25 protein-coding genes are annotated in these 24,177 nt (G+C 64.9%); 22 read left to right on the forward strand and 3 right to left on the reverse strand.

The genetic code is table 11. The features are described 5' to 3' along the window. Window positions 1-200 precede the first annotated feature (200 nt). Window positions 201-2,009 carry a carbohydrate-binding domain-containing protein gene (locus tag HJY11_RS09560; RefSeq protein ID WP_208075734.1) on the forward strand — a complete coding sequence of 603 codons (1,809 nt, stop codon included), beginning with the start codon at window positions 201-203 and terminating at the stop codon, window positions 2,007-2,009. A 442-nt stretch (window positions 2,010-2,451) separates the two neighbouring features. On the opposite strand, the gene HJY11_RS09565 is transcribed toward HJY11_RS09560, so the two are convergent. After that, complete coding sequence (locus HJY11_RS09565; protein ID WP_208075735.1) at window positions 2,452-3,774, reverse strand: amidohydrolase; 1,323 nt, start codon at window positions 3,772-3,774, stop codon at window positions 2,452-2,454. 338 nt (window positions 3,775-4,112) lie between these two features. On the opposite strand from HJY11_RS09565, the gene HJY11_RS09570 reads away from it, so the two are divergent. From HJY11_RS09570 to HJY11_RS09590, 5 genes are all read left to right on the forward strand, one after another. After that, window positions 4,113-4,670, forward strand: a complete 558-nt coding sequence (locus HJY11_RS09570; protein ID WP_208075736.1) for a DUF5317 family protein — start codon at window positions 4,113-4,115, stop codon at window positions 4,668-4,670. Continuing rightward, complete coding sequence (locus HJY11_RS09575) at window positions 4,671-5,135, forward strand: hypothetical protein (protein ID WP_208075737.1); 465 nt, start codon at window positions 4,671-4,673, stop codon at window positions 5,133-5,135. Window positions 5,136-5,138: 3 nt separating this feature from the next. After that, entirely contained in the window at window positions 5,139-5,780 is a 642-nt protein-coding gene (locus HJY11_RS09580; protein WP_208075738.1) for an accessory gene regulator ArgB-like protein, read from the forward strand. Between the two features lies 1 nt (window position 5,781). Continuing rightward, window positions 5,782-5,907: a cyclic lactone autoinducer peptide gene (locus HJY11_RS09585; protein WP_044993103.1), complete on the forward strand. Its 126-nt coding sequence runs from the start codon at window positions 5,782-5,784 to the stop codon at window positions 5,905-5,907. Window positions 5,908-6,075: 168 nt separating this feature from the next. Then, window positions 6,076-7,740 (forward strand): bifunctional diguanylate cyclase/phosphohydrolase, encoded by a 1,665-nt coding sequence (locus HJY11_RS09590; RefSeq protein WP_208075739.1) that lies wholly within the window; start codon window positions 6,076-6,078, stop codon window positions 7,738-7,740. On the opposite strand, the gene HJY11_RS09595 is transcribed toward HJY11_RS09590, so the two are convergent. Then, entirely contained in the window at window positions 7,623-8,312 is a 690-nt protein-coding gene (locus tag HJY11_RS09595; RefSeq protein ID WP_368041574.1) for a GNAT family N-acetyltransferase, read from the reverse strand. The two genes, HJY11_RS09590 and HJY11_RS09595, sit on opposite strands and share 118 nt — an antisense overlap. Window positions 8,313-8,597: 285 nt before the next feature. Continuing rightward, window positions 8,598-9,923, reverse strand: a complete 1,326-nt coding sequence (locus tag HJY11_RS09600) for an amidohydrolase (protein WP_208075740.1) — start codon at window positions 9,921-9,923, stop codon at window positions 8,598-8,600. A gap of 308 nt (window positions 9,924-10,231) precedes the next feature. Here HJY11_RS09600 and ispD point away from each other — a divergent pair, with 308 nt between their 5' ends. From ispD to HJY11_RS09680, 16 genes are all read left to right on the forward strand, one after another. Further along, window positions 10,232-10,933, forward strand: a complete 702-nt coding sequence (ispD, locus tag HJY11_RS09605; protein ID WP_208075741.1) for a 2-C-methyl-D-erythritol 4-phosphate cytidylyltransferase — start codon at window positions 10,232-10,234, stop codon at window positions 10,931-10,933. Window positions 10,934-10,938: 5 nt separating this feature from the next. After that, window positions 10,939-11,463 (forward strand): 2-C-methyl-D-erythritol 2,4-cyclodiphosphate synthase, encoded by a 525-nt coding sequence (ispF, locus tag HJY11_RS09610; protein WP_208075742.1) that lies wholly within the window; start codon window positions 10,939-10,941, stop codon window positions 11,461-11,463. A gap of 36 nt (window positions 11,464-11,499) precedes the next feature. After that, entirely contained in the window at window positions 11,500-12,375 is an 876-nt protein-coding gene (gene cdaA / locus HJY11_RS09615) for a diadenylate cyclase CdaA (protein WP_208075743.1), read from the forward strand. Next, window positions 12,372-13,637: a CdaR family protein gene (locus HJY11_RS09620; protein WP_208075744.1), complete on the forward strand. Its 1,266-nt coding sequence runs from the start codon at window positions 12,372-12,374 to the stop codon at window positions 13,635-13,637. The genes cdaA and HJY11_RS09620 overlap by 4 nt, the downstream gene beginning before the upstream one ends. A 39-nt stretch (window positions 13,638-13,676) precedes the next feature. Further along, the gene (locus HJY11_RS09625) at window positions 13,677-15,269 is read left to right on the forward strand and encodes an NAD(P)/FAD-dependent oxidoreductase (RefSeq protein ID WP_208075745.1); all 1,593 of its coding nucleotides are present in this window, start codon (window positions 13,677-13,679) and stop codon (window positions 15,267-15,269) included. A gap of 40 nt (window positions 15,270-15,309) precedes the next feature. Further along, the gene (locus HJY11_RS09630) at window positions 15,310-16,578 is read left to right on the forward strand and encodes a M16 family metallopeptidase (RefSeq protein ID WP_208075746.1); all 1,269 of its coding nucleotides are present in this window, start codon (window positions 15,310-15,312) and stop codon (window positions 16,576-16,578) included. Between the two features lie 11 nt (window positions 16,579-16,589). After that, window positions 16,590-17,912 carry an EF-P 5-aminopentanol modification-associated protein YfmH gene (yfmH, locus tag HJY11_RS09635; protein ID WP_208075747.1) on the forward strand — a complete coding sequence of 441 codons (1,323 nt, stop codon included), beginning with the start codon at window positions 16,590-16,592 and terminating at the stop codon, window positions 17,910-17,912. Window positions 17,913-17,960: 48 nt separating this feature from the next. Next, window positions 17,961-18,965, forward strand: a complete 1,005-nt coding sequence (gene lgt / locus HJY11_RS09640; RefSeq protein WP_208075748.1) for a prolipoprotein diacylglyceryl transferase — start codon at window positions 17,961-17,963, stop codon at window positions 18,963-18,965. Continuing rightward, a complete protein-coding gene (folD, locus tag HJY11_RS09645; protein ID WP_208075749.1) occupies window positions 18,962-19,810 on the forward strand; it encodes a bifunctional methylenetetrahydrofolate dehydrogenase/methenyltetrahydrofolate cyclohydrolase FolD in 849 nt (282 codons plus the stop codon). The genes lgt and folD overlap by 4 nt, the downstream gene beginning before the upstream one ends. A gap of 161 nt (window positions 19,811-19,971) precedes the next feature. Then, window positions 19,972-20,283 (forward strand): 50S ribosomal protein L21, encoded by a 312-nt coding sequence (gene rplU / locus HJY11_RS09650; RefSeq protein ID WP_021659952.1) that lies wholly within the window; start codon window positions 19,972-19,974, stop codon window positions 20,281-20,283. Between the two features lie 4 nt (window positions 20,284-20,287). Continuing rightward, window positions 20,288-20,602, forward strand: a complete 315-nt coding sequence (locus tag HJY11_RS09655) for a ribosomal-processing cysteine protease Prp (protein WP_208075750.1) — start codon at window positions 20,288-20,290, stop codon at window positions 20,600-20,602. Between the two features lie 4 nt (window positions 20,603-20,606). Next, window positions 20,607-20,885, forward strand: a complete 279-nt coding sequence (gene rpmA / locus HJY11_RS09660) for a 50S ribosomal protein L27 (protein ID WP_021659950.1) — start codon at window positions 20,607-20,609, stop codon at window positions 20,883-20,885. A gap of 207 nt (window positions 20,886-21,092) precedes the next feature. Then, window positions 21,093-22,364, forward strand: coding sequence for a GTPase ObgE (obgE, locus tag HJY11_RS09665; RefSeq protein ID WP_208075751.1), 1,272 nt, complete (start codon window positions 21,093-21,095; stop codon window positions 22,362-22,364). A gap of 15 nt (window positions 22,365-22,379) precedes the next feature. Further along, window positions 22,380-22,802: a Mini-ribonuclease 3 gene (locus tag HJY11_RS09670; RefSeq protein WP_243764402.1), complete on the forward strand. Its 423-nt coding sequence runs from the start codon at window positions 22,380-22,382 to the stop codon at window positions 22,800-22,802. 18 nt (window positions 22,803-22,820) lie between these two features. Continuing rightward, window positions 22,821-23,552, forward strand: coding sequence for a YebC/PmpR family DNA-binding transcriptional regulator (locus HJY11_RS09675; RefSeq protein ID WP_208075753.1), 732 nt, complete (start codon window positions 22,821-22,823; stop codon window positions 23,550-23,552). Between the two features lie 173 nt (window positions 23,553-23,725). Then, on the forward strand, window positions 23,726-23,986 hold the full coding sequence (locus tag HJY11_RS09680; protein WP_208075754.1) for a hypothetical protein: 261 nt from the start codon (window positions 23,726-23,728) through the stop codon (window positions 23,984-23,986). Window positions 23,987-24,177: the final 191 nt, after the last annotated feature.

Genomic DNA, 24,177 nt, shown 5'->3' on the forward strand with positions numbered 1-24,177 from the left:
CAAGCAAGCAAGCAAGCAAGCAAGCAAGCAAGCAAGCAAGCAAGCAAGCAAGCAATAAAGCTGCTCTCTTTTTCTGCCAAGCAGTCAACTGCATCAATGATTTAGGCGCATTCCGCCCGTTTTACAGCGGGCAGAATGCGCCTTTTTGCGCAGACGGCTGGTCCCTATACGGGGAAAAGCAGAGAAAAGGAGGGTAAAAAATGGAGACAAGCAACCAGAGGAAAAGACGCAGGTGCGGCAGGAATTGGTTTGCGGCGCTTGCTGTGGCGGCGCTCTTGTTGAGCATTCTTCCCACTGCCGCCTTTGCGGCGGGGAGTTACCTCGTTTGGTTGAACGGTTCCTGGCTTGGCGAAGGCGAGACAACGGTCGGCGGTGGCAGGGTTATACTGGATGCGGAAAACAAGACGCTGACCATGGAAAACGTTGCCCTGGATTCATTTGTGTCCTTTGAGGCGGGGGAGGAATTCACCCTGATCGTCAAGGGGACAAACACCGTTGCACCGACAAGCGGCGAGGTGGGGATCACGACTGCGGAAGGCATGCCGAAGCTGAACATCCTGTTGGAGGAAGGGGCCTCTCTCACCATCACGGCGGACACGTCGAATGCGATCTATGTGCGAAATGGCGGCCTGCGCGTTTCCGGTCCCGGCGCGTTGACGGCAAACTCTGTGGGCGGTTATCCCACGGTGTATGTCGCTGGGGACACCGTGTTTGAAAATTCGACGGTCAATATCACCGGCGATCAGGTGGGGCTGTTTGTACAGGACCCGGATTGGACCGAGTCGTATTCCGTTGTGATGCGCGGCGCTGCGGTGGACATCGACGTCACCGCCGGCACGACGCAGGCCGTTTACTGCTCCATGGGCGACATCACAATTGAGAACACAGTTTTGACCACAAAGACAGAGGGGTGGAGCGACGAAAGCGAGGGATTCGGCCTGTATACAGATGACGGCTCGATCCTCATCAAAGGCGACGGGAGCAACGTTGTACACACCGGCGCCATCGGCTTTTTTGCCGACCAGATCACCGTCGAGGGCGGCAAGGTGGACGTCAAGACAGCGGACACTGCGCTGTGCGGATACAACGGGGTGAGCATCACCGGCGGCGGGGTCAAGGCCGAGTCGACGATGAGCTATGCGATCCTCGGCACGAGGGGCCCCGTCTCCATCACCGGCGAAAAGACCGAGGTCACCGCGATCACCGGCGCGGAGGACTATGCCGCCATCAGCAATGCGAACGCGCCGAACAACCCGGCCTTTGGCGACGGCGGTGTCCATCTCGATGCGAAGGTCACTGTCAAGGGCAAAAAGTTGATCGTCGGCGTGAAGAAAAACGCTGAGTCGGCCATCACCCTCGGCCCGAACTTTGAGATTGCCGGCGCGGCACTCAAAACCGAGGCGGTGAGCGCCACAAAATCCAAGACGTATTTTGTGGCTGCGGACGGCGGCAGCGAACTGACCGGTGAGGCTGTGGTCTGCAAGCACAGATTCGGCGGTGCGCCAAACTGGACGTGGTCGGCGGATCACACCTCGGCAACGGCTACCTTCCCCTGCATTGAAAGCGGCGACTACAGTGAGGTTTTGACCGCGGCGGTCACCAGCAAGACGACGCCGGCGACCTGCACAGCGGCGGGAAAGACCGTTTACACGGCAGAGATCACCTTTCTCGGCACAAATTATTCCGATACCCGAGAGGTCCCCATAGCGATCGACAAAAACGCCCACGGCGAGATCGAGCTGAGGGGTGAGAGGGAGGCGACCTGTTCCGAGAAGGGGTACACCGGCGACAGAGTCTGCAAGGATTGCGGAGCGATCGTTGAGAAGGGCCAGGAGATCGAGTTGAAAGCGCATGTGTTTGTGGACGGCAGATGCACCGTCTGCGGCGCGGCTGAAAAACCGGACGATTCGGCCGACCGGCCCAAGGCGCAACCGATTCGCCGGAAACCGGAAGCGGCGGCAATGCCGTCTTTGGCGTTTCCCTCCTCTTTTTGGCGGGCGCTGTTCTGACCGGCACAGCCATACACAACCGAAAGAGAAAATATAACCGCTAAAAGGATTGGCGCCCTGTGGTGTGTTCCCACAGGGCGCCCTCTCTGTGTGCACTGCACAAAAATGGCCGCGGCGGTTGAAGCGGTACCAAAAATGCACGGCAGAGAACGCGTCTCTGCCGTGCATTTTTTGGACAGATATGGGGGGCGGCAAAACCAACAGACCTTTCTGTTTGCGGCTGTTTGGGAAAACAGACGGCCCGCTTGCCAAGGCCGGGATGAGCGGGGAAAAGGGAAGGACAGGCAAATCCGCTTTTCCCTCTTTCAACCCGTTCCAAACAAATCAAAAGGCGATCTGGGCGGGCTTGGACGACAGGCCGCCCTTTCTTCTTTATTCCCGCAAAAGGCGGTCTAGTTGGCCTTTTGCGGCAGGGAGCACCCGCCCCTTGAAAAGGGGGAGATCACTCCCCCACGAACGCCCGCCAGAACTGGAGATAGCTCTCCTTGGTGTACTTGGGGACGAAGTTCTCCTTGACCCGCAGGGCCTCTGCCGCCCCGTCCCAGAGCAGGTCGACGGCGGTGGCGGCCATCATCTTGGCGGGGAGGATGTAGGCCATCTCCTCGTCGCAGATGGCAAAGTCCTTGGCGTGGGCATTGCCGCAAAATCCCCCCGCCACCGGGTGGATGGCCGGGATCACATGGCTGAGATCGCCCATGTCCGACGAGCCGGCCCCCATTTTGGGGCCCACGGTGGCGTCGATGACCTGCTCCTCCCCCAGCAGGGCGCGGGCATTTTTCAAAAACACCCGGTCCAGGTCGGGGTTTTGCCGCATGGGCAGGTAGCCGGGCAGCTCTTTGATCTCGCACCGGGCCCCCACGGCGTAGGCCCCCGCCTCCAGGGCGCGGTTGACCTTGGCGCTGGCCGCCACCACCGCGTCGGTGTCCATCCCTCGGACATAGGTTTCGATGCGCACGTCGGCGGGGACGATGTTGACCAGGTCGCCCCCCTTGGTGATGATGGGGTGTACCCGGATGCCGTCGTCGTCTTTAAAGGTCTCCCGCTGGGCGTTGATGGCCATCAGCCCCAACATGGCGGCGTTGAGGGCGTTGACCCCGTTTTCCGGCTCCACCCCGGCGTGGGCCTCCTTGCCGGTGTACTGCACGATCTTCCCCACAAAGCCGGAGGAGGGGGCCCCCACCACCGACGAGCGGACGTTGGGGGAACAGTAGGAGTGGACCATCATCGCCATGTCCACATCGTCAAAGGCGCCCTCGGCGATCAGCTGTTGCTTGCCGCCCACAAATTCCACCCTGCCCTCGTCCCGCAGTTTTTGGCGGTACTCCAGCTCCACAAACTCCTCGGCGGGGACGGCCAGGAAGGCCAGGTCCCCGTCCAGCTGTTCCATCGCCCCTGAGAGGCAAAGGCCCATGGCCGCCCCCAGCATGGCGGCGATCTGGGCGTTGTGGCCGCAGGCGTGGGCCGCGCCGGAGCGCTCGTCGGCAAAGGGATGGGTGGGGGAGACCACCGCGTCCAGTTCCCCCAGCAGGGCCACGCAGGCCCGGTGGTCCCGCCCGGCGGCCCGGGCCTTGACCCCGGTGATCCCCAGCCCGGTCTGGTAGGGGAGACCCAGCTCGGAAAAGACCGACTGCACCAATTCGCTGGCAAAGTGCTCTTTATATCCCAGCTCAGGGTGGGCGAAGATGGCCCTGCCCGCCTCGATGATCCGCTCCCGGTTCTCGTCAATGGTTTTGAATACCCGCTCTTTCAGCGCCCTGTTGTCCATGGGTGCGCCCTCCTTGTAAAATGGCGGCAGCTGCAATTGACCACTGCCTCCTTGATGCCCCTCTATGATACCGCGTTTTGCGGGTGGGAGCAAGGAGCAAGCGGAAAGCGGCGGTTAAGAAAGAGAGAACAGGGCACTGTCAATCGGATGAACTTTATCGTATTTTCGAGAAAAGAAGTGAAAATCGGTGCTTTTGAAATTTTATTTGAAAAGAATCCGCCAATTTGTCTTATAAAGGAGATATTCGGGGGATTTTTATTGACGGGGACCTGAGGGGTCGATATAATGGGAGGGTAAGAAATGCAGAGCCGGCTGGCGCCGGGGAAAGGCGGGGTGGCGTGATCGAGACCATTCTTCTCGCCGTTTGGTGGGCCCGGCACAAGGGCTATTCCCTGGCCGGCCTCAAGCGGGCGAAACTCCTCTACCCCGCCTATCTGTTGGAACTTGGCACCATTGCCTTTCAGGTCTGTGTCTTCTGCGGGGTCTACACCTTCATTCCCTACGCCCCCATCCTCAAGACCAGCTACATGCTGGCCCTGGCCCTCCCCCTCATCGGCTACCGGCTCTGGGACGCGGGGCTGTTGAGCGCCGGGTGCGTCTTTCTGGGCAGCTTTCTCAACAACCTGGTCATGGGCCTCAACGGGGGGAAGATGCCGGTCTTTCCCACCCTCTCCTACCTGACGGGATATGTCAACAGCCGCAACCTCAACTTAGGGGGCGGCATCCACGTATTGGGTGATGGCGCCACCCGCCTAAAGGTGCTCGCAGACTACATCGACATCGGTTACAGCGTGCTTAGCATCGGGGATGTGCTGGTGCGGGTGATGGGCTTTTTGGCCGTCTACGCGACCCTGCGCCACTTTTCGCAGAGGGCTGCCTCAAAGGAGTTGGGATAGATGATTTTTTTGTTGGAACTCTTGCTGCGGGACATCCCGGAGGTGCTGCTGCTCCTCTTCGGGCTCTCCGTCTTTGCTGGCCGCCCGGTGGAGAAGCGGCGGTACTTCCTCTCTGCCGGGGTGCTGGTGATCACCACCATCCTCACCCGGGCCCTCCCCTTAAACAACGGCGTCTACATCCTCCTCAACGTCATCGTTCTCATCTCCCTGGCCACCTATCTCTGCAAGATCGACCTGCTCACCTCCATCAAATCCAGCTTGATCGTCACCCTGATCTTGGCCCTGTTGGAGGCGGTCAACGTCTTTCTCCTTCAACTCTTCTTCCACGGCGACCTGGGGGCGATCTTTGAAAACCGCCTCTACAAGACCGTTGCCGGCCTGCCCACCGTGCTGCTGATGGCGGCGGTTCTGCTGGGCGCCTACGGCCTTAAAAAAAAGCGGGCCGAGCGCCCCCGGCAGGACTGACCGATGGGCTGGCTGGAAGGGGTCGCCCACCGGGCAGCCGGGCGGGTGGGCGTCGCTCTGGCTTACCCGCAGGAGCGGGTGGAGGTGCTGGCCTACGGCTTTTTCGGCCTCTTTCAGACGGCGCTTCTCCTGCTGGCGGTGGGCGCGCTGGGGGCTTTGAGCGGCTGCCCGCTGGAGGCGCTGACCGCCCTGGCCGGCGGCTCCCTGTTGCGCCGGCTCTGCGGCGGCGCCCACGCTTCCAGCCCCCTTCTCTGCGGGGCGGTGAGCACCCTCTCCTGCTGGGGGATGGCTCTCCTCTCCGGCTGGGCCCTGTCCCTGTCCCGCCCGCTCTGGCTGGCGGGGGCGGCGGCCCTCTCGCTCCTCTCCATCCTGGCGATTTCTCTCTGGGCGCCGGTGGATCACCCCAACAAGCGGCTGCGGGATGCGCAGCTGCGGGCCGCCTTTCGCAGGCGGGGGGTGGCCCTGGCCTCCCTTTTGGCAGCCCTCTCCCTGGCCGGCGGCCTTGCCGGCGGCAGGTGGAGGAGTTGCGGAGGCGCCCTCTGCCTGGCCATTTTCTGGCAGGCGGCTGCCCTCACTCCAGCCGCGGTGCGGCTGACAAAGCGCCGGCAAGGGCCACTGTGCCGGCAGGGAAAGGAGGTGACATGACGTGAAAGGGAAGAAGTGGTATGCAGCGCTGGCGGCGCTGGCAACTGCTGCCGCGGCCCTGATGGCCTCTTCGGCTTGCCTGTGGTTTTTTTACCAGCCGAAGGAACCCGATTGCCTGAACAAGTAAGACGGCAGGGACTGCGCACTGCAAAAAAGAGCCGAAAGGCTCTTTTTTGCAGTGAAGCTATCCTTGACAGGGTCACGAATCGGTCATACAATCGAGAGAGTGGTGACAAAAAGCGACAGGTGTTCGGGCGGCTTGCACGCCTGGGCGGAAAGGGGGGCGGATACAAGAATGACAGCCAAAAAGACAGATCGCCTCAACATACAGGATTTTCTGTTTTCAGTTCGGTTGCTCTCCCTCTTCTTTGCTGCCATCGCCTTTTTGCAGTTTGCCTACTGGCAGGTAGAGACGGGGGCGGAGTTTGCCTCCTATGTGTGGTATGTGCCCCTGGCGGCCATCGCCATCGCCGCGGCCATCTACCTCTGCCTCTTCAACCTGCGCCGGGCCACCAAGCGGCAGCAGCGCTGGGGCAAGGCGCTGGAGTGCGGGCTGATGCTGGGGGTGTTCTTCTTCGCCATCGCCGTCACCGGCCTCTGGGAGAGCCAGTACAAAATCCTCTTCCTCTTCCTCATCATCAGCTATACCTTTGAGTCGGGGATGCGCATTGGCCTGGGGCTGGCGGCCTTTTCCTCCCTGGCGATCCTGGCCATCGACGCGATCTGGGCCCCCACCCAGGGCGGGGTCAACCTGCAGATGCAAAACGACCTGCTCCTCTGCGGCGCCTTCATTGTCACCGCCTGGGCGCTGGGCTTTTACACCCAGGTCCGGCAGGAGTACATCGCCAGCCTGGAGAAGCAGGTGCGGGTGGACGGACTCACCGGCCTTCTCAACCACCGCAGTTTTTACGACGCGGTGCAGGCGAGCTTTGAGGAGGCGGTGAAGGGGGATCGGCCCCTCTCCCTCATCTTTGCCGACGTGGACTACTTTAAGACCTACAACGACTGCCACGGGCACCAGGCCGGCGACGCGGCGCTGGTGGCCCTGGCGGGTATTTTCACCCAGTTGCTGGGGGAGGGGGCGCAGATCTTCCGCTACGGCGGGGAGGAGTTCTCCCTCCTCCTGCCGGGGATGGGGGAGGAGGGGGCCCACGCCCTGGCCGAGCGGCTCCGCACCGCGGTGGAGGGGCACCCCTTCCCCGGGGAGGAGGTGCTGCCCGGCGGGCAGCTGACGATCTCCTGTGGAGTGGCCGCCCGCACCCCCCAACAGGGGGACTACAAGGAGCTGGTGCACAGCGGGGACGACGCCCTCTACCGGGCCAAGTTCTTCCGCAAAAACCGGGTGGAGGTCTATGTCTCGCTGCTGGAGCAGTTCCCCCGGGAGGGGAGCGAGGGGGTGGAGGAGGCCCTGGCCTCCATCAAGGCCCTCATCGCCGTGGTCAACTCCAGGGACATGTACACCTTCGGCCACACCGAGCGGGTGGTCTACTACGCCGACATGATGGCCCGGCAGCTGGCCCTCCCGCCGGAGGAGGCGGGGCAGTTGGTCTACGCCGCCTATGTTCACGACGTGGGGAAGATCAACATCCCCAAAGAGGTGCTGCTCAAGCCCATCGGCCTCACCGACGAGGAGTGGGGGGAGATGAAGCGCCACCCTGAGGAGGGGGCCTACATCCTGCAAAACCTGCCCAGTTTGGCCTTTACCGCCGAACTGGTTCGCCACCACCACGAGCGCTACGACGGCAGCGGCTACCCCGACGGCCTGAAGGGGGAGGAGATCCCCTACCTGTCGCGGGTGCTCACCCTGGTGGACAGCTTTGACGCCATCCTCTCGGACCGGCCCTACAAAAAGGGGCGCACCTTTGAGGAGGGGATCGTGGAACTTGTGCGCTGCCGGGGCACCCAGTTCGACCCGGCGCTCACCGACCGGTTCATCGAGGCCCTGCGCACTGTGCGCTGATGGAGAGAGAAAAGAGAGGGGGGACAACCGGTCCCCCCTCTCTTTTTGGGCGCCCTACCCCTGCGGCGGAGGGCGCAGAGGAAGTGCAGCCGCTCGCCGCTGTAATAGCGGGTGAGAAAGGCCCGCTCCCGCTCCATCCCCAGGGCGCGGGCCACCCGGATAGAGGGCAGGTTGTCGGACTTGATGACGGCGTGCACCTTTTCGGCCCCCAGGGCGGTGAAGGCGCAGTCCCGGCAGGCGGCGGCCGTTTCCCGGGCATAGCCCTGATGCCAGAACCGGCGCTTGAGGAGGTAGCCCACCTCCAACACCTCTGCCCCCTCACAGGGCTGCCACGTCAGCCCCGCCTGGCCCACCGTCTCGCCATTGGCTTTTCGGCAGGCCGCCCAGAGGCCGAAGCCGTACCGGGCGTAGCGCTCCCGCTGCCGGTCCAGCCGGTCCTGCACCTCCTGGGGGGTGAAGTCGTGCTCGTAGGCCCGCATCACCTGCGGGTCCCAGGGCATCTGGGACAGGCCGGCGAAATCCCCCTGCTCCATCTCCCGCAAAGTGAGCCGCTCGGTCTCCAAAACGATCACCCGCCGGTCCTCCTTTCGATTTTGTCCGATCATTTTACTAAGTTTTCGGCGGGGGGACAAGGGCGGGCGCTGTGGTTTGGTGGGGGCTTTTTCTTTTTGTGGGCGGGAGGGGGAGGCCCCCTGGGACGAGTCTGTTTCGATTTTCGCAGCGGCTTGTTGGCAGGGCCTTTTTCTTTGGCTTTTGGCTTGCTCGCGGGGTTCCTCCCCGCCCTTGCCACAGCCGAAAAGGCGCCCGCCGCCCCCTGAAAAGGGAGGGGCGGCGGGCGCACAGACGTCGGATGTTCCCTATTGGGCCTTGACAAACTCCCGCCAGAAGGCGAGGTAGGACTCCTTGGTGTAGGTGGGCTTGTACTCGGCCTTGACCTGGCAGGCGGCCGCGGCGCCGTCCCAGAGCAGGTCGACCACGGTACAGGCCATCATCTTGGCGGGGTTGATGTAGGCCATCTCCTCGTCGCAGACCAAAAAGTCCATGGCGTGGGCGGTGCCGCTAAAGCCGCCGGCCACCGGCTGGATGGTGGGGATCACCAGGCTCAGATCCCCCACGTCGGAGCTGCCGCCCCCGGCGGGCATGGCACTGAGGTCCACCACATTTTTCTCCCCCACCAGCGCGGCGGCGTTTTGCAAAAACAGGGTGTCCATCTGGCGGTTGGTGTCGATGGGCAGGTAGCCGGGCAGCTGGACGATCTCCACCTCGGCCCCCACGGCCATGGCCCCGCCCCGCAGGGCCCGGTCCACCTTCTTGCTGGCGTCGACGATGGCGTCGATCCCCCGGCCCCGCACATAGGTCTCAATGCGCACGTCGGCGGGGACGATGTTGACCAGGTCGCCCCCCTTGGTGATGATGGGGTGCACCCGGATGCCGTCCTCGTCCTTGAAGGTCTCTCTCTGGGCGTTGATCCCCATCAGCCCCAGGCAGGCGGCGTTGAGGGCGTTGATGCCGTCGTGGGGGGCGGCCCCGGCGTGGGCCTCCTTGCCGCGGTACTTCACCAGCTTGCCCACAAAGCCCGAACAGCCCGCACCCACGGCGGTGAACTGGGGGGTGGGGGATCCGGGCATCGAGTGGACCATCATCGCCATGTCCACATCGTCAAAGGCGCCCTCGGCGATCAGTTGCTGCTTGCCGCCCAGAAACTCGATCTTGCCGTCGCGCAGCAGCTTCTCCCGGTACTCCAGCTCCACAAACTCCTCGGCGGGCACCGCCATAAAGACCGCGTCCCCGTCCAGCTGCGCCATCGCCCCTGAGAGACAAAGGCCCATGGCAGCCCCCAGCATGGTGGTGATCTGGGCGTTGTGGCCGCAGGCGTGGGCCGCGCCGGTCTGCTTGTCGGCGTTGGGGTGCAGGGGGGAGACCACCGCGTCCAGTTCCCCCATCACCGCCACCGCGGCCCGGTGGTCCCGCCCGGCGGCCCGGGCCTTGACCCCGGTGATGGCCAGCTCGTTTTGGTAGGGGAGCCCCAGCTCCTCAAAGGTGCGCTGCACCAGGGCGCTGGTGCGGGTCTCCTTGTAGCCCAGTTCGGGGTGGGCGAAGATGTCCTTGCCCAGGGCGATGAGCTTGTCCCGGTTTTGGTCGATGGCCGCGCAGACGGCCGCCTTGATCTGCTGTTTGTCCATTTGTCACTCGCTCCTTCTATCGGGCCGGCCCACAGCCGGCGAAATGGTCGCACAACAACACTATATCCGCCCGCGGCGGGGGCTGACAATGGGGGCTTTTGCCAAAGTTTCGCCCCCTTTTTTGGCGGTGGGGTCATTTCGCCCAAGGAAGGACTGCCGCTTTTGTGAACTTTTGGCGAACAGGAAAAATCAGGGGTTTAAACGCCGGGGGATTTATAGTATACTGTTAGGCGTATAGGAGCGTTTTGAGCCGCCCTTTTGCAGCCGGTTGGGCGGCCTCTTTTTTTCGTTTGGAGGAGGGGTGCGCCGTGGGGGAGAAGCGGCCGTTTGTGTCGGCCATTGTGGTGGCCGCCGGCAGCGCCAGCCGGATGGAGGGGATCGACAAGCAGTTTGCCCCGGTGGGGGGGATCCCCTGCCTGGCCCGCGCCCTGCTGTGCTTTGAGGAGTGCCGGGAGATCGGCGAGATCGTGGTGGTCACCCGGGAGGAGTCGATCGCCAAGGTGGCCGACCTCTGTGCCCGCTGGCGGCTGGGAAAGGTGAGCCAGATCGTCCGCGGGGGGGAGAGCCGCCAGCAGTCGGCGGCCATCGGCCTGGCCTGTCTCGACGGGCGCTGCCAGTACCTGGCCGTCCACGACGGGGCCCGCCCCCTCTGCGACAAGGCCCTCATCCGCCGGGTGCTGCGCGACGCCATCGCCCACGGCGGGGCGGCGGCCGCCGTCCCGGTAAAGGACACCATCAAGGTGCGGGGGCCCGAGGGCTTTATCGCCTCCACCCCCGATCGGGCCACCCTCTTTGCCTGCCAGACCCCGCAGATTTTCGAGGTGGAGGCCTACCGCCGCGCCATGGAGGAGGCCTTTGCCCAGGGGCGGGATTACACCGACGATTGCCAACTCTTCGAGAGCGCCGGCCAGCGCGTCTACCTCTCGCAGGGGAGCTATGACAACATCAAGATCACCACGCCGGAAGACCTGGCTCTCTGCGAGCAGATCCTGGCCGTGAGGGGAGAGTAGGAGAGATGTCAAACATCCGCATTGGACACGGGTACGACGTGCACGCCTTTTCGCCGGGGCGGCAGCTGATTTTGGGCGGGGTGGACCTGCCCTGCGACCAGGGGCTATTGGGCCATTCCGACGCCGACGTGCTGCTGCACGCCGCCATGGACGCCATTCTGGGCGCCCTGGCGCTGGGGGACATCGGCGCCCACTTCCCCGACACCGACCCCATGTACAAGGGCGCCGACAGCCGCGCCCTGCTGCGGGCGGTGCGGGAGATGATGAAGGAGCGCGGCTATAAGCTGGGCAACCTGGACTGCACCGTCATCGCCCAGGCCCCCAAACTGGCCCCGTACATAGAGCAGATGCGCCGCAACCTGGCCGGCGACCTGCAGACCGAATTGGAGAACATCAGCGTCAAGGCCACCACCGAGGAGCACCTGGGCTTCACCGGCCGCCGGGAGGGCATCGCCGCCCACAGCGTCTGCCTGCTGCTGCCCATCGAGACCCCTCCCTTCCCCGACGGGGCGGGGAAACCCGCCCTGTAAACACCTGTAACCTTTGCCATAGAAGGGGGCTTATCCATGCAAGCCATCACCACGTTTTTCGACTCGCTGGTCAGCGTCATCAAGACCATCACCTTTATGGATGTGTTGGACGTGGCCATCGTCTCCTATATCGTCTACGTCGCCTTTATCCTGGTGCGGGAGACCCGGGCGGCCCAACTGCTCAAGGGGGTCATCATCTTTTTGGTGGCCTATGTGCTGGCCTCCCAGCTGGGGCTGGAATCGCTGAAATTCCTCCTCAACGCCATCCTCCAATTCGGGGTGGTGACCCTGGTAGTGGTCTTTCAGCCCGAGATCCGCCGCGCGCTGGAGAAGGTGGGCCGCACCAAGCTGCGCAGCCTGCGGTTTTTCTCCTCCGGCTCCACGGTGGACGACGCCACCCGCAAAAAGGTGGAGAAGGCCATCGTCGTGGTCTGTGACGCCGCCGACATCCTCTCGGGCAAAAAGACCGGCGCCCTCATCGTCATCGAGCGAAAGACCAAGCTGGGGGACATCATCTCCACCGGCACCGTGATAGACGCCGAGCCCAGCGTCGAGCTCTTCGGCAACCTCTTCTTCGTCAACACCCCCCTGCACGACGGGGCGGTGGTGATGCGCGACGGCCGCGTCTGCGCGGCGGGCTGCTTCCTTCCCCTCTCCCAAAACTTTGAGATCAGCAAGGAACTGGGCACCCGCCACCGGGCGGCCCTGGGGGTCTCTGAAAACTCCGACGCGGTGGTGGTGGTGGTCAGCGAGGAGACCGGCCTCATCTCGGTGGCCTGCGACGGCCACCTTCACCGGGGCATCGAGCGCGACTACCTGCAGCGGCTGCTCTCCAACGAGCTGCTGCCCCAGGCCCCCGCCGCCGAGCAGAAAAAACGCCGCTTCTCCTTTGGCAGGAGGGAACACAGATGAAAAAACTCGATTTTCAGCGGCTGATGGATGACAGCCGCTTCATGAAGGTGCTCTCGGTGGGGGTGGCCATCCTCTTTTGGTTTGTGGTGGCCTTCACCATCAGCCCCACCATCACCACCACCGTCTCCGACGTGCCCATCACCATCTCCGGCAGCAACGAGACTTTGTCCTCGGTGGGGCTGGACGTGGTGGACGGGCAAAACCGCACCGTTCGCGTCAGGGTGGAGGGCCGCCGCGAGGTGGTGGGTTCCCTCAAGCCCTCTGACATTGTGGTCTACCCGGTGCTCACCAGCGTCACCGAGGCGGGGAAGTACACCTGCTCCCTGCGGGCGGTCAAGGCCGACTCGGCAGCCGACTTCACCATCCTCTCGATCTCCCCCGAGCAGGTGGAACTGACCTTTGACCGGGTCAAGACCCTCAAGACCGAGCTGTCCGTCGACGTTTCGGGCTACACCGCGGAGGAGGGCTACATCCTCGGCTCCTCCGCCGCCAACCCCAAGGAGATCACCGTCAAGGGGCCCGAGTCGGCGGTGGACCAGGTGGCCAAGGCCGAGGTGCGCCTGGACGGCAAGGACACCAAGCTGGCCAAGACCGCCAAGGTGGAGGCGGAGGTTCGCCTCTACGCCGCCGACGGCAGCGAGATCGAGCTGGGCGGCACCCTTCAGATCGACACCCCCAAGGTGCAGGTGACCATTCCGGTGCTGAAAAAGACCACCCTGCCCCTGAAGGTGGCCTTCACCAACCTGCCCGGCGGCCTGGACGGCAGCGCCCTGCAGTACGACCTGAGCGAGAGCACCATCCAGGTGGCCGGCCCCGCCGAGACGGTGGACCGGATGACCGCCATCACCCTGGGCTATGTCAACGTGCTGGACTTTGACTACAAAAACGGCTATACCTTCCAGGTGCAGGACCAGCTGCCCACCGGTTTTGTCAACCTGGACGACTTCGACTCGGTGGCCGTCAGCTTCGGCAACCGCTACGACGGCGGCAGCTTCACCGTCTCCAACATCAGCGTCATCAACGCCCCCGAGAACTACGACATCTCGGTGGTGACCCGCCGCCTTTACGGGGTGAGATTTGTGGGGCTGCACGGCGACATCGACGCCCTGGAGGGAACCGACATCGTCGCCGAGGTGGACGGCGCGTCCATCGAACTGAAAAACGGCCAGTACAACGTGCCGGTACAACTCTCCACCACCAGCGGGGCCATGGTCTGGCCCACCGGAAGCTATGAAGTGGTGGTGAAGGTGAGCGCCAAATAGGAAGCCCGCCAGAGTCTTTTTGAGAGAGGAGGCCGCCCATTGGCCATCTTGGTGCAAAACATCCCCGTCCCCCTGGGGGAGGACCCGGCCACCGCCTGTCAAAGGGCCCTCCGCCGCCTGGGGCTGAAGCCCGCCCAACTGGCGGAGAGCCACCTGGCCAAGGTCTCCCTCGACGCCCGCCGCCGCGACCGGGTGCGCTATGTCTGCAGCGCCGAGCTGGCGCTGCGCGACCCCACCCTAGAGGAGCGCCTTGCCGCCCGGGAGCAGGGGGTGCGCCTGGTGCGGGAGACCCCGCCCGCCTTCGCCCCGGCGGGGGCGCCGCTGGATCGCCGGCCGGTGGTGGTGGGCCTGGGCCCGGCGGGGATGTTTTGCGCCCTGGCCCTGGCGAGAGAGGGCTACCGCCCCCTGGTGCTGGAGCGGGGCGCCCCGGTGGAGCGCCGGGTGGCGGCGGTGGAGCGGTTTTGGCGCACCGGCGAGCTGGACCCGGCCTGCAACGTCCAGTTCGGAGAGGGGGGCGCCGGCACCTTCTCCGACGGCAAACTCACCACCCGCATCGGGGACGAGCGCTGCGGCTGGGTGCTGCGGCAGCTGGCCGCCTTCGGCGCGCCGGAGGAGATCTTGCACCGGGCCAAACCCCACATCGGCACCGACCGGCTGCGGCAGGTGGTGCGAAGGGTGCGGGGGGAGATTCTCCGCCTGGGGGGCGAAATCCGCTTTGACACCCGCCTGGAGGGGATCGAGATCGCCGGGGGCCGGGTGGTCTCCTGCACCACCGGGGGGGAGAACATCCCCTGTTCCCGGCTGGTGCTGGCGGTGGGCCACAGCGCCCGGGACACCTTTGAACTGCTCTTTGACAAGGGGCTGCCGGTGGAGGCCAAACCCTTTTCGGTGGGGGTTCGGGTCGAACACCTGCAAAGGGAGATCGACCGGGGCCTCTACGGCGATCTGGCCGGGGACCCCCACCTGCCGGTGGGGGAGTACCAGCTCTCCCGCCGGGTGGACGGGCAGGGGGTCTACACCTTCTGCATGTGCCCGGGGGGAACGGTGGTCCCGGCCGCCTCCGAAGAGGGGGGCGTGGTGGTCAACGGGATGAGTGAGTACGCCCGCAGCGGCCCCAACGCCAACAGCGCCCTGGTGGCCGGGGTGGACAGCCGGGATTTCGGCCAGGACCCCCGGGCGGGCATCGCCTTTCAGCGCCAGCTGGAGCGGGCTGCCTTTGCCCTGGGGGGCGGCGGGTACAGGGCCCCCTGCCAGAGCGCCGACGCCTTTTTGGCCGGGCGGCCGGGGGCGAATTTTGGCCGGGTGGCCCCCAGCTATGCCCTGGGGGTCACCCCGGCCGACTTCTCCCGCCTCTTCCCGCCCCGGGTGTACGGGATGCTCCAGCTGGGGCTGCGGGATTTCGGGCGCAAACTGCCCGGCTTTGACGCGGCCGACACCCTCCTCACCGGGGTGGAGACCCGCACCTCCTCCCCGGTGAGGATCCTGCGGGGGGAGGATCTCTGCTCCCCGGCGGCCTTTGGCCTCTACCCCTGTGGGGAGGGGGCGGGCTACGCCGGGGGAATCGTCTCGGCGGCGGTGGACGGGGTTCGGGTGGCCCAGGCCATTATGGGCAGCGGCCGCCCGCCCCGGTGAGCAGCCGGATTTGAGAAAGACAACGGAAGGACTGTCATATATGGATCGAAAAACCCTTGTCGAGGGAGTCTCCCTCACCACCCTGGGGGACGGGCGCTACGTCTGCAACCGCATCTCCGTCAACCTCTGCTTCCCCCGCAGCGAGGAGGCGTCGGCCCAGGGGGCGCTGCTCTCCTACCTGCTGCGGCGGGGGAGCGAGCGCTACCCGGGCTTTGCCCCCTTAAACCGCAAGCTCTACGACCTCTACGGGGCCTACTACGACTGCACCCTCGCCACCCTGGGGGGCTGCCAGGTGTTGAGTTTAGCGGTGCAGACCATCGACGAGGCCTTTGCCTGGAAGCGGGAGAAGATCAACGGCGAGCTGGCCGGCTTCCTCTGCGACATGCTGCTGCGGCCCAACGCCCCCGGGGGCGCCTTCCTCCCCGATGAGGTGGCGGTGGAGCAGAAAAACCTCTGCGAGGAGATCGACAGCGAGATCAACAACAAGCGGGCCTACGCCCTGAAGCGCAGCAGGGAGATCCTCTATGCGGGAACCCCTCTGGCCGGCTCCCGCCTGGGCAGCAAAGAGGCGGTTTTGGCCCTGGACGGGGCGGCCCTCTACCGGGCCCTCCAGCGGCTGCTGGAGAGCGCCCAGATCGAAATCCTCTGCAGCGGCCGGGGCGACTTCTCGGGCGCGGCCGAGGTCTTTGCCCGGCAGCTGGGCGGCCTGCCGCCCCGGCCCGCCGCCTTCTCCCTCCCCCCGCTGCCCGCGGCTGGGGGGCCGGAGGAGGTGGAGGAGACCCTCGCTCTCACCCAGTCCAAGCTGGCCCTGACCTTCCTGCCCGCCCGCCGGTTTGCCCCTGCGCAGTACGGGGCGGTGCGGGCGGCCGTCGCCCTCTTTGGGGGGGCGCCCTTCTCCCGCCTCTTTGCCAACGTGCGGGAGAGACAGAGTCTCTGCTACTACTGCGACGCCCGCTTCAACCGGGTGACCGGGGTGCTGACGGTGGACTGCGGGCTGGACGAAAAGGACGCCCCCCGCGCCGAGGAGAGCATCCGCCGCGAGCTGGCGGAGCTGGCCGCCGGCCACTTTACCGACGAGGAGCTGCAGGACGCCAAGGCCTACCTGCAAAACAGCATGACCGCCATGGAGGACTCCCTGGCGGAGTTGGACCCCTGGTACCTGGGCCAGGTGCTGGAGGGGGACGCCCAGTCCCCCCAGGCCGCGGCCGACCAGATCGGGGCCGCCACCCGGGAAGAGGTCATGGCCGTCTGCGCCAGTTTTTCCCAGCGGCTTTGCTACCTGCTAAAGCCCCAGCAGCGGGCGCTCTAGGGGGCGGCGAGATGGAAGAGAAGCGACTGTTTGCGAGAGGGGAAGGGATGGATTTGGTTCACACCGAGACGATTCGCGCCAAGGGGTTTGAGGGGGGCTACCAGAAGGCGGTCATGCCCTCTGGGCTGACGGTCCTGCTCTACCCCACCGAGGGGCTCTCCACCGCCCACTGCCTGCTGGGCTGCAAGGTGGGCAGCCAGGATTGCGCCTTTTTCGACGGGGAGGAGGAAGTGCGCATCCCCGCCGGGGTAGCCCACTTCTTGGAGCACAAGCTCTTTGAGAGCGAGGAGGGCGACCTCTTTTTAAAATTTGCCAAGACCGGGGCCAGCGCCAATGCCTATACCAGTTTTGACCGCACCTGTTACCTCTTTACCGCCACCCAGAACGTGGCCCAGTCGGTGGACATCCTCCTGGGCCAGATCGGCGCGCCCTATCTGACAGATGAGAACGTGGAGAAGGAGAAGGGGATCATCGCCCAGGAGATCAAGATGTACGACGACGACCCGGACTGGCGCTCCACCTTTGACCTGCTGGGCTGCCTCTACCACAACGACCCGGTGAAGGAGGACATCGCCGGCACGGTGGACTCGATCCAAAAGATCGACCGCGCCACCCTGGAGCGGGTGCACCGCCTCTTCTACGACCCCCGCAACATGGTGCTGGCGGTGGCCGGCAACATCGACCCGGAGCAGATACTGGAAGTCTGCCAGAAGCGCTGCAGCCAGCCCCCTGAGACTCCCTTCTCCCTGCGCCGCGAGCGGGCCTATGAGCCGCGGGAGATCGTTAAGACCTACGCCGAGGAGAACTTGCAGATCGCCGTTCCCCTGGTGACGGTGGGCTTTAAGGAGGCCCCGGTGGAGAGCCCCTTTGACCGGGTGGTGGACACGGTGATTTTGGAACTGCTCACCGGCGAGACCAGCGACTTCTACCGCGAGATGTACGAGGCGGGGATCATCGGCCCCACCTTTGGCTACGACGTGTTCAGCGGCGACAGCTACCACGCCCTCCTCTTTTCCTGTGAGACCCAGAAGACCGGCGAGTTCTCCTATTGCCTCTACGCGGCCATCGAGAAGGCCCGGCGGGAGGGGCTCCCCCGGGAGGATTTTGAGCGGATCAAAAAGGGCATCTACGGCCGCTACATCCGCACCTTTGGGCGGCCCGAGGCCATTGCCACCGCCCTGGTGGGGGCCCATTTTCAGGGCTGCACCCTATACGACAGCATCGACTTTGTCAAGTCGCTTCGCTTTGCCGCCGTGCAGGCCCGGTTTGCCGAGATCCTGCGCCAGGAGCGCAGCGCGGTCTCCATCATCTGGCCCAAGAAAGAGGAGAGCTAGCCGCCTGCGAGGCGAACTCACCACCCGACAAACAAGGAGGATTTTGCAATGGAAGTGCGTTTTCCCGGACTGGGGCTCGAGCTGAATGTCAACGACGTGGCCCTCGAGATCGGAAATTTTAAAATTTATTGGTACGCCGTGGTCATCTGCCTGGGGCTGGTGCTGGCGGTGCTCTACTGCTACCGCCGCTCCAAGCTCTTTGGGGTGAAGGGGGACGACCTGCTGGATGTGGTCTTTTGGGGCTTTTTCGGCGGCATCATCGGCGCGCGGGCCTACTATGTAATCTACGCCTTTGACCAGTTCAAGGACAACCTCTGGCAGATCTTCAACTTCCGCACGGGAGGGATGGCCATCTACGGCGGTCTCATCGGGGCCATCTTGGTGGGGGCTGTCGCCTGCCGGATCAAGAAGATGAAGGTGTTGCCGGTGCTGGACCTGGCAGGGATGGGCTTCTTCATCGGCCAGGCCCTGGGCCGCTGGGGCAACTTTTTCAACCAGGAGGCCTTCGGCTCCAACACCACCCTCCCCTGGGGAATGTACTCCCAAAACACCGAGGCCTACCTCTCCCGCCACGCCACCGCCCTGGCCGATCTGGGGGTGACGGTGGACCCCACCATGCCGGTGCACCCCTGCTTTTTCTACGAGTTCCTCTGGTGCCTGGTGGGCTTTTTGATCCTCCACTTCTACACCAAGCACCGCCGCTTTGACGGGGAGATGTTCCTCATCTACATCGGCTGGTACGGCCTGGGCCGGTTCTGGATCGAGGGGCTGCGCACCGACAGCCTGATGATCGGCCGGCTGCGGGTCTCCCAGCTGCTGGCTGGGGCCTGCGTTGTCGCCGCCCTCATCATCTGGCTGATCGTCAAGGGAAAAATCCGCGCCGCCCACGACGAGAGCTATCTGCGCCCCCAGGGCTGGCAGCCGGCCTGTGCTGCGGCCGCCGCCGGGGACGGGGGGGAGACAGACGCCCCCGAAGCGCCCACCTCTGAAGAGGGCGAAGGGGACTCCGCCGCCCCGGCGGCCGAGACCCCCGACGCGGAGGACGGCCGTTGAGCGCCGCCCTCATCGACGGCAAGGCGGTGGCCGCCGCCGTCCGCGCCCGGGTCGCCGCCGGCTGCCGCGCCCTGCAAGAGGAGCGCGGCGTCACCCCCGGATTGGCGGTGCTGCTGGTGGGGGAGGACCCGGCCAGCCAGATCTACGTGCGCAACAAGGAGCGGGCCTGCGCCGAGGTGGGCATCTCCTCCCGGGTCTACCGCCTCCCGGCGCAGACCAGCCAGGAGGAGCTGCTGGCGCGCATCGCCGCCCTGGGCGGCGACGGATCGGTGCACGGCATCCTGGTGCAGCTGCCCCTGCCGCCCCAGATCGACGAGCGGGCGGTCATCGAGGCCATCCCCCCCGACAAGGATGTGGACGGCTTTCACCCCCAGAGCGCCGGCAGGCTGCTGGTGGGGGAGCCCGGCTTTGTCCCCTGCACCCCCGCGGGGATATTGGAGCTCATCGACTCCACCGGCGTCTCGGTGGAGGGCAAGCGCTGTGTGGTCATCGGCCGCTCCAACATCGTGGGCAAGCCCACCGCCCTGTTGCTGTTGGGGCGAAACGGCACCGTCACCGTCTGCCACTCCCGCACCCGAAACCTAAAAGAGATCGCCGCCCAGGCCGACATCCTGGTGGCGGCGGTGGGGCGGGCGGGCTTTGTCACCGGAGAGATGGTGAAGCCCGGCGCCCTGGTGATCGACGTGGGGATGAACCGGGACGCCGCCGGCAAACTCTGCGGGGACGTGGACTTTGCCGCCGCCTCCCAAAAGGCCGCCTACATCACCCCGGTCCCCGGCGGAGTGGGGCCGATGACCATCGCCATGCTTCTGCAAAACACCCTGCGCGCCGCCGGGGGGAGATAGGGGCGCAAAAATGGCGAAAAACGGCTTTGTCATGGGGGTTTTCCCTTGACAGGGCGGGAGAAATTTGCTAAACTGGGGAAGCCGCATGTTCTGGGCAGACAGAAGCGCGGGTCTCCCGCCGCCCAAGTATACAGCGAGTCTCATGTAAAGCAGGTGCAAATATGTACGCAGTTATCCAGACCGGCGGGAAGCAGTACAAGGTTTCCCAGGGCGATGTCGTCTACATCGAGAAGCTCGACGCAGAAGACGGCGCCGACTACACCTTTGAGCAGGTCGTGGCCATCTCCGGCGACGACGGGCTGAAGGTCGGCACCCCCTTTGTCGAGGGCGCCAATGTCACCGGCAAAATCGTCAAGTCCGGCAAGGGCAAGAAGATCACGGTATTCACCTACCGCCCCAAAAAGGACTCCAAGCGCAAGATGGGCCACCGGCAGCCCTACACCAAGGTAGAGATCACCGCCATCAACGCGTAAGGAAATGATTCGCATCCGCTTTTGCCGCCGCGGCGGCGAGATCGTCGGGTTTCGAGTCAAGGGCCACGCCGGCTTCGCCGAGAGCGGACAGGACATTGTCTGCGCCTCGGTCACCTCTGCGGTGCAGATGGCGGCGAACGGCCTGACAGAGTGCGCGGGGCTGCCCGCCGACCTCTCGGTCAGAGAGGGGGACATCTCCCTTCGCTGCGAAGGGGGGGGCGAGGGTGCCAAGCTGCTCTTTGAAAGCCTGTACCTGCAGCTGTCGCTGTTGGCGCAGGACTATCCCAAGAACATTGTCATAACCGATACGGAGGTGTAGAGGAATGCTGAAACTCAATATCCAGTTTTTTGCCCATAAGAAAGGCGTCGGTTCCACCCGGAACGGCCGCGACTCCGAGTCCAAGCGCCTTGGCGTGAAGCGGGGCGACGGTCAGTTCGTGCTGGCCGGCAACATCCTGGTCCGCCAGCGCGGCACCCACATCCACCCGGGTGAGAACGTGGGCCGCGGGTCTGACGACACCCTGTTTGCCAAAGTCAGCGGCAAGGTGAAGTTTGAGCGCGTCGGCAAAGACCGCAAAAAGGTCAGCGTCTACGAGGCGTAGAAAAGCGGCCTGGCGGTTTTTCGCCCTTTGCAGATGAGCCTTTTCGGAAATCCCGGGCGAAAGCTCGGGATTTCCTTTTGAAAAAAGGCCGCCGCTTCCCCGCCGCCCGCATGGGCCCCGGCAAATCGGGAAAAGGTAAAGGGGAGCGGCAGGGCGGGAGAGCGCTCTCCGAGAAAGGCGCGCCAGCGGGCGCGAACGGGTGAACCGATGTTTGTCGATGTAGTGAAAATCAAGGTCAAGGCCGGCGACGGGGGGGACGGGGCCGTCTCCTTCCGCCGGGAGAAATATGTGGCCGCGGGCGGCCCGGACGGCGGCGACGGCGGCCGGGGCGGCAACGTGGTCTTTCAGGTGGACACCAACCTCTCCACCCTGGTGGACTTTCGCTTCAAGCGCAAGTTCGCGGCCGAGCGGGGCGAAAACGGCTCCGGCGGCAACCGCAAGGGGAGAAGTGGGCAGGACATCCTCATCAAGGTTCCCAAAGGCACCCTGGTGAAGGAGGCCGGCACCGGCAAGGTGATGGCCGATCTCTCGGGGGACGAGCCGGTGGCCGTGGCCCTGGGGGGCCGGGGGGGGGCGGGAAACGCCCGCTTTGCCACCGCCACCCGCCAGGTGCCCCGCTTTGCCAAGCCCGGCCAACCGGGGGAGGAGTTCGAGCTGGTGCTGGAACTCAAACTGCTGGCGGACGTGGGGCTGGTGGGCTTCCCCAACGTGGGCAAGTCCACCCTCATCTCGGCGGTGAGCGCCGCCAAGCCCAAGATCGCCAACTACCCCTTCACCACCCTCTCCCCGGTTTTGGGGGTGGTCTCGGTGGAGGAGGGACACTCCTTCGTCATGGCCGACATCCCCGGCCTCATCGAGGGGGCCAGCGAGGGGGTCGGCCTGGGGCACGACTTCCTGCGCCATGTGGACCGCTGCCGGCTGATTCTGCACGTGGTGGACGTCTCGGGCCTAGAGGGGCGCGACCCCTGCCAGGACTTTGCCGCCATCAACCGGGAGCTGGAGAATTTCAGCGGCGAACTGGCCCAGCGGCCCCAGATCGTGGCCGCCAACAAGTGCGAGCTGGCAAATGAGGAACAGATCGAGCGCTTTGGCGCCTTCGTCCGCGAGCAGGGCTACCCCTTTTATGTGGTTTCGGCCGCCACCCGCCAGGGCCTGCGGGAGCTGGTGAACGCCGTCAGCCGCACCCTGGAGGAGCTGCCCCCCATCGTCCGCTACGAGAGCGATTTCGTGCGGGAGGAGGCAAAGCCCCTGGATTACAGCCAGTTCACCGTCCGCCGGGCCGACGACGCGGCCTACGAGGTGGTCTGCGACTGGGCCGGGGCCCTGCTGGGCTCGGTCAATATGGACGACTACGAGTCCCTCCAATACTTTCAGCGGGTGTTGCGCCAGAGCGGCGTCATCGACCGGCTGGAGGAGATGGGCATCCAGGAGGGGGACACCGTGCGGGTGGGCGACTTCGAGTTCACCTTTGTCTACTAAAAGAGGGGGATGCCTTTGGAACACCCAAAACAGCTCAGCCCGCTGACCCTGGCCTTCCTTGGCGACGGGGTCTACGAGCTGGCGATCCGCCGCTACCTGGTGGAGGCGGGGGGGAGTATGCCCCCCAAAAAGCTCCACAACCTCTGTGTGCAGCACGTGCGCGCCTCGGCCCAGTGCCGGGCCGTGCGCTACATATACGACCGCCTCACCGAGGAGGAACAGCAGATCTACAAGCGGGGGCGCAACGCCAGCGGGGTGACCGTCCCCAAAAACGCCAGCCCGGCGGAGTATCGGGCCGCCACCGGGCTGGAAGCCCTGGTGGGCTACCTGGACTTAAAGGGCGAGACGGCGCGGCTAAGCGAGCTCATCGCCGCCATCTTAGAAATGGAAGAGCGGGAGGGGCCCTGCGCCCCCACCCCGCCCGGCGAACCAAAATAGGAAAAAGGAGGACACACCATGTCGGGACATTCCAAGTGGAACAACATCAAGCGCAAGAAGGAGAAGACCGACGGCGCGAAGGCCAAGATCTTCACCAAGTGCGGCCGGGAAATCTCGGTCGCCGTCAAAGAGGGCGGGCCTGACCCCGCCTCCAACTCCAAGCTGCGCGACGCCATTGCCAACGCCAAGGCCAACAACGTGCCCAACGACAACATCGAGCGGGTCATCAAAAAGGCCATGGGCGAGGGCAAGGACACCTATGAAGAGATTCTCTACGAGGGATACGGCCCCGGCGGCACCGCCTTTTTGGTGGAGACCCTGTCGGACAACCGCAACCGCACCGCGGCCAACATCCGCCACTACTTTGACAAGTTCGGCGGCAACCTGGGCCAGTCGGGCTGTGTCTCCTTCCTCTTCACCCAGAAGGGGGTCATCGACCTGAACGCCGACGGGGTGGACGAGGAGGCCTTTATGGAGGACGCCCTGGAAGCGGGGGTGGAGGACTACACCTTTGAGGACGGGGTGATCGAGTGCACCGTTGCCCCTGAGGGCTTCTCCGCCGCGCGGGAATACTTTGACAAAAAGGGATTTGTCTTCTACTCGGCCGAGGTGGCCTATCTCCCCAGCACCACCACCCACCTGGACGACCCCGATCAGATCAAGAAGATCGGCCTGCTCATCGACCACCTGGAGGAGGACGACGACGTGCAAGACATCTGGCACAACTGGGACGGAGAGGACGGCGAGTAGCCGTTTGCCCTCCCTATCGCTGCCGTTTTGGGCCCGCTTGGCCCCTTCCCGCTTTGCAGCGGAGGAGGGGCCTGGCGGGCCCTTTTTTGCACCGGCGGCGCGGACTGCCACTTGACAGCCCCTCCCCTTTGGGGGATAGTGGAGAAAAACCGAGAGAGAAAGAGAAGTGCCAAATGAAGATAAAAAGCGCCCAGCTCATCTGCTTCAGCGCCGCCGGAACCACCGAGCGGGCCGCCCGCCTCATCGGCGAGGGGCTCGCCCTCCCCACCCAGAGCCGCAACCTGTTGCGCCAGCCCCTGACGGAGGAGTGGGCCCTTCCCGCCGTCTGCCCGGCCGGGGCCCGCGCCTTTCGGGGCCCGGCCTACCGGCTGGCCCGGAAGGGTGTTGAGAAAAAGTGCGCTGGCCGAAGGGAGCCGGTGGCCTTTTTGGGGTGAGCGCCGGCCGGCGCAGAGGTCAGTGGAGCCGCCTTTTCGAGGGGGCGGGGAGTCCGGCTGCCGGCAGAACATTTGCCTGCGCCCCAGCCGGGGCGGGCGGCTGTGGCCGCTCCTCTCCGCCGATGGGGGGCGGCGGTGAAAACGGGTCCTCCTTTCGGCCAACCGCCTGCCCGAAAGGGGTGGCGCTGCGA

The organism is Bittarella massiliensis (ex Durand et al. 2017) (genome assembly GCF_017566145.1).
In the GTDB taxonomy this organism is placed as follows: domain Bacteria; phylum Bacillota; class Clostridia; order Oscillospirales; family Ruminococcaceae; genus Bittarella; species Bittarella massiliensis_A.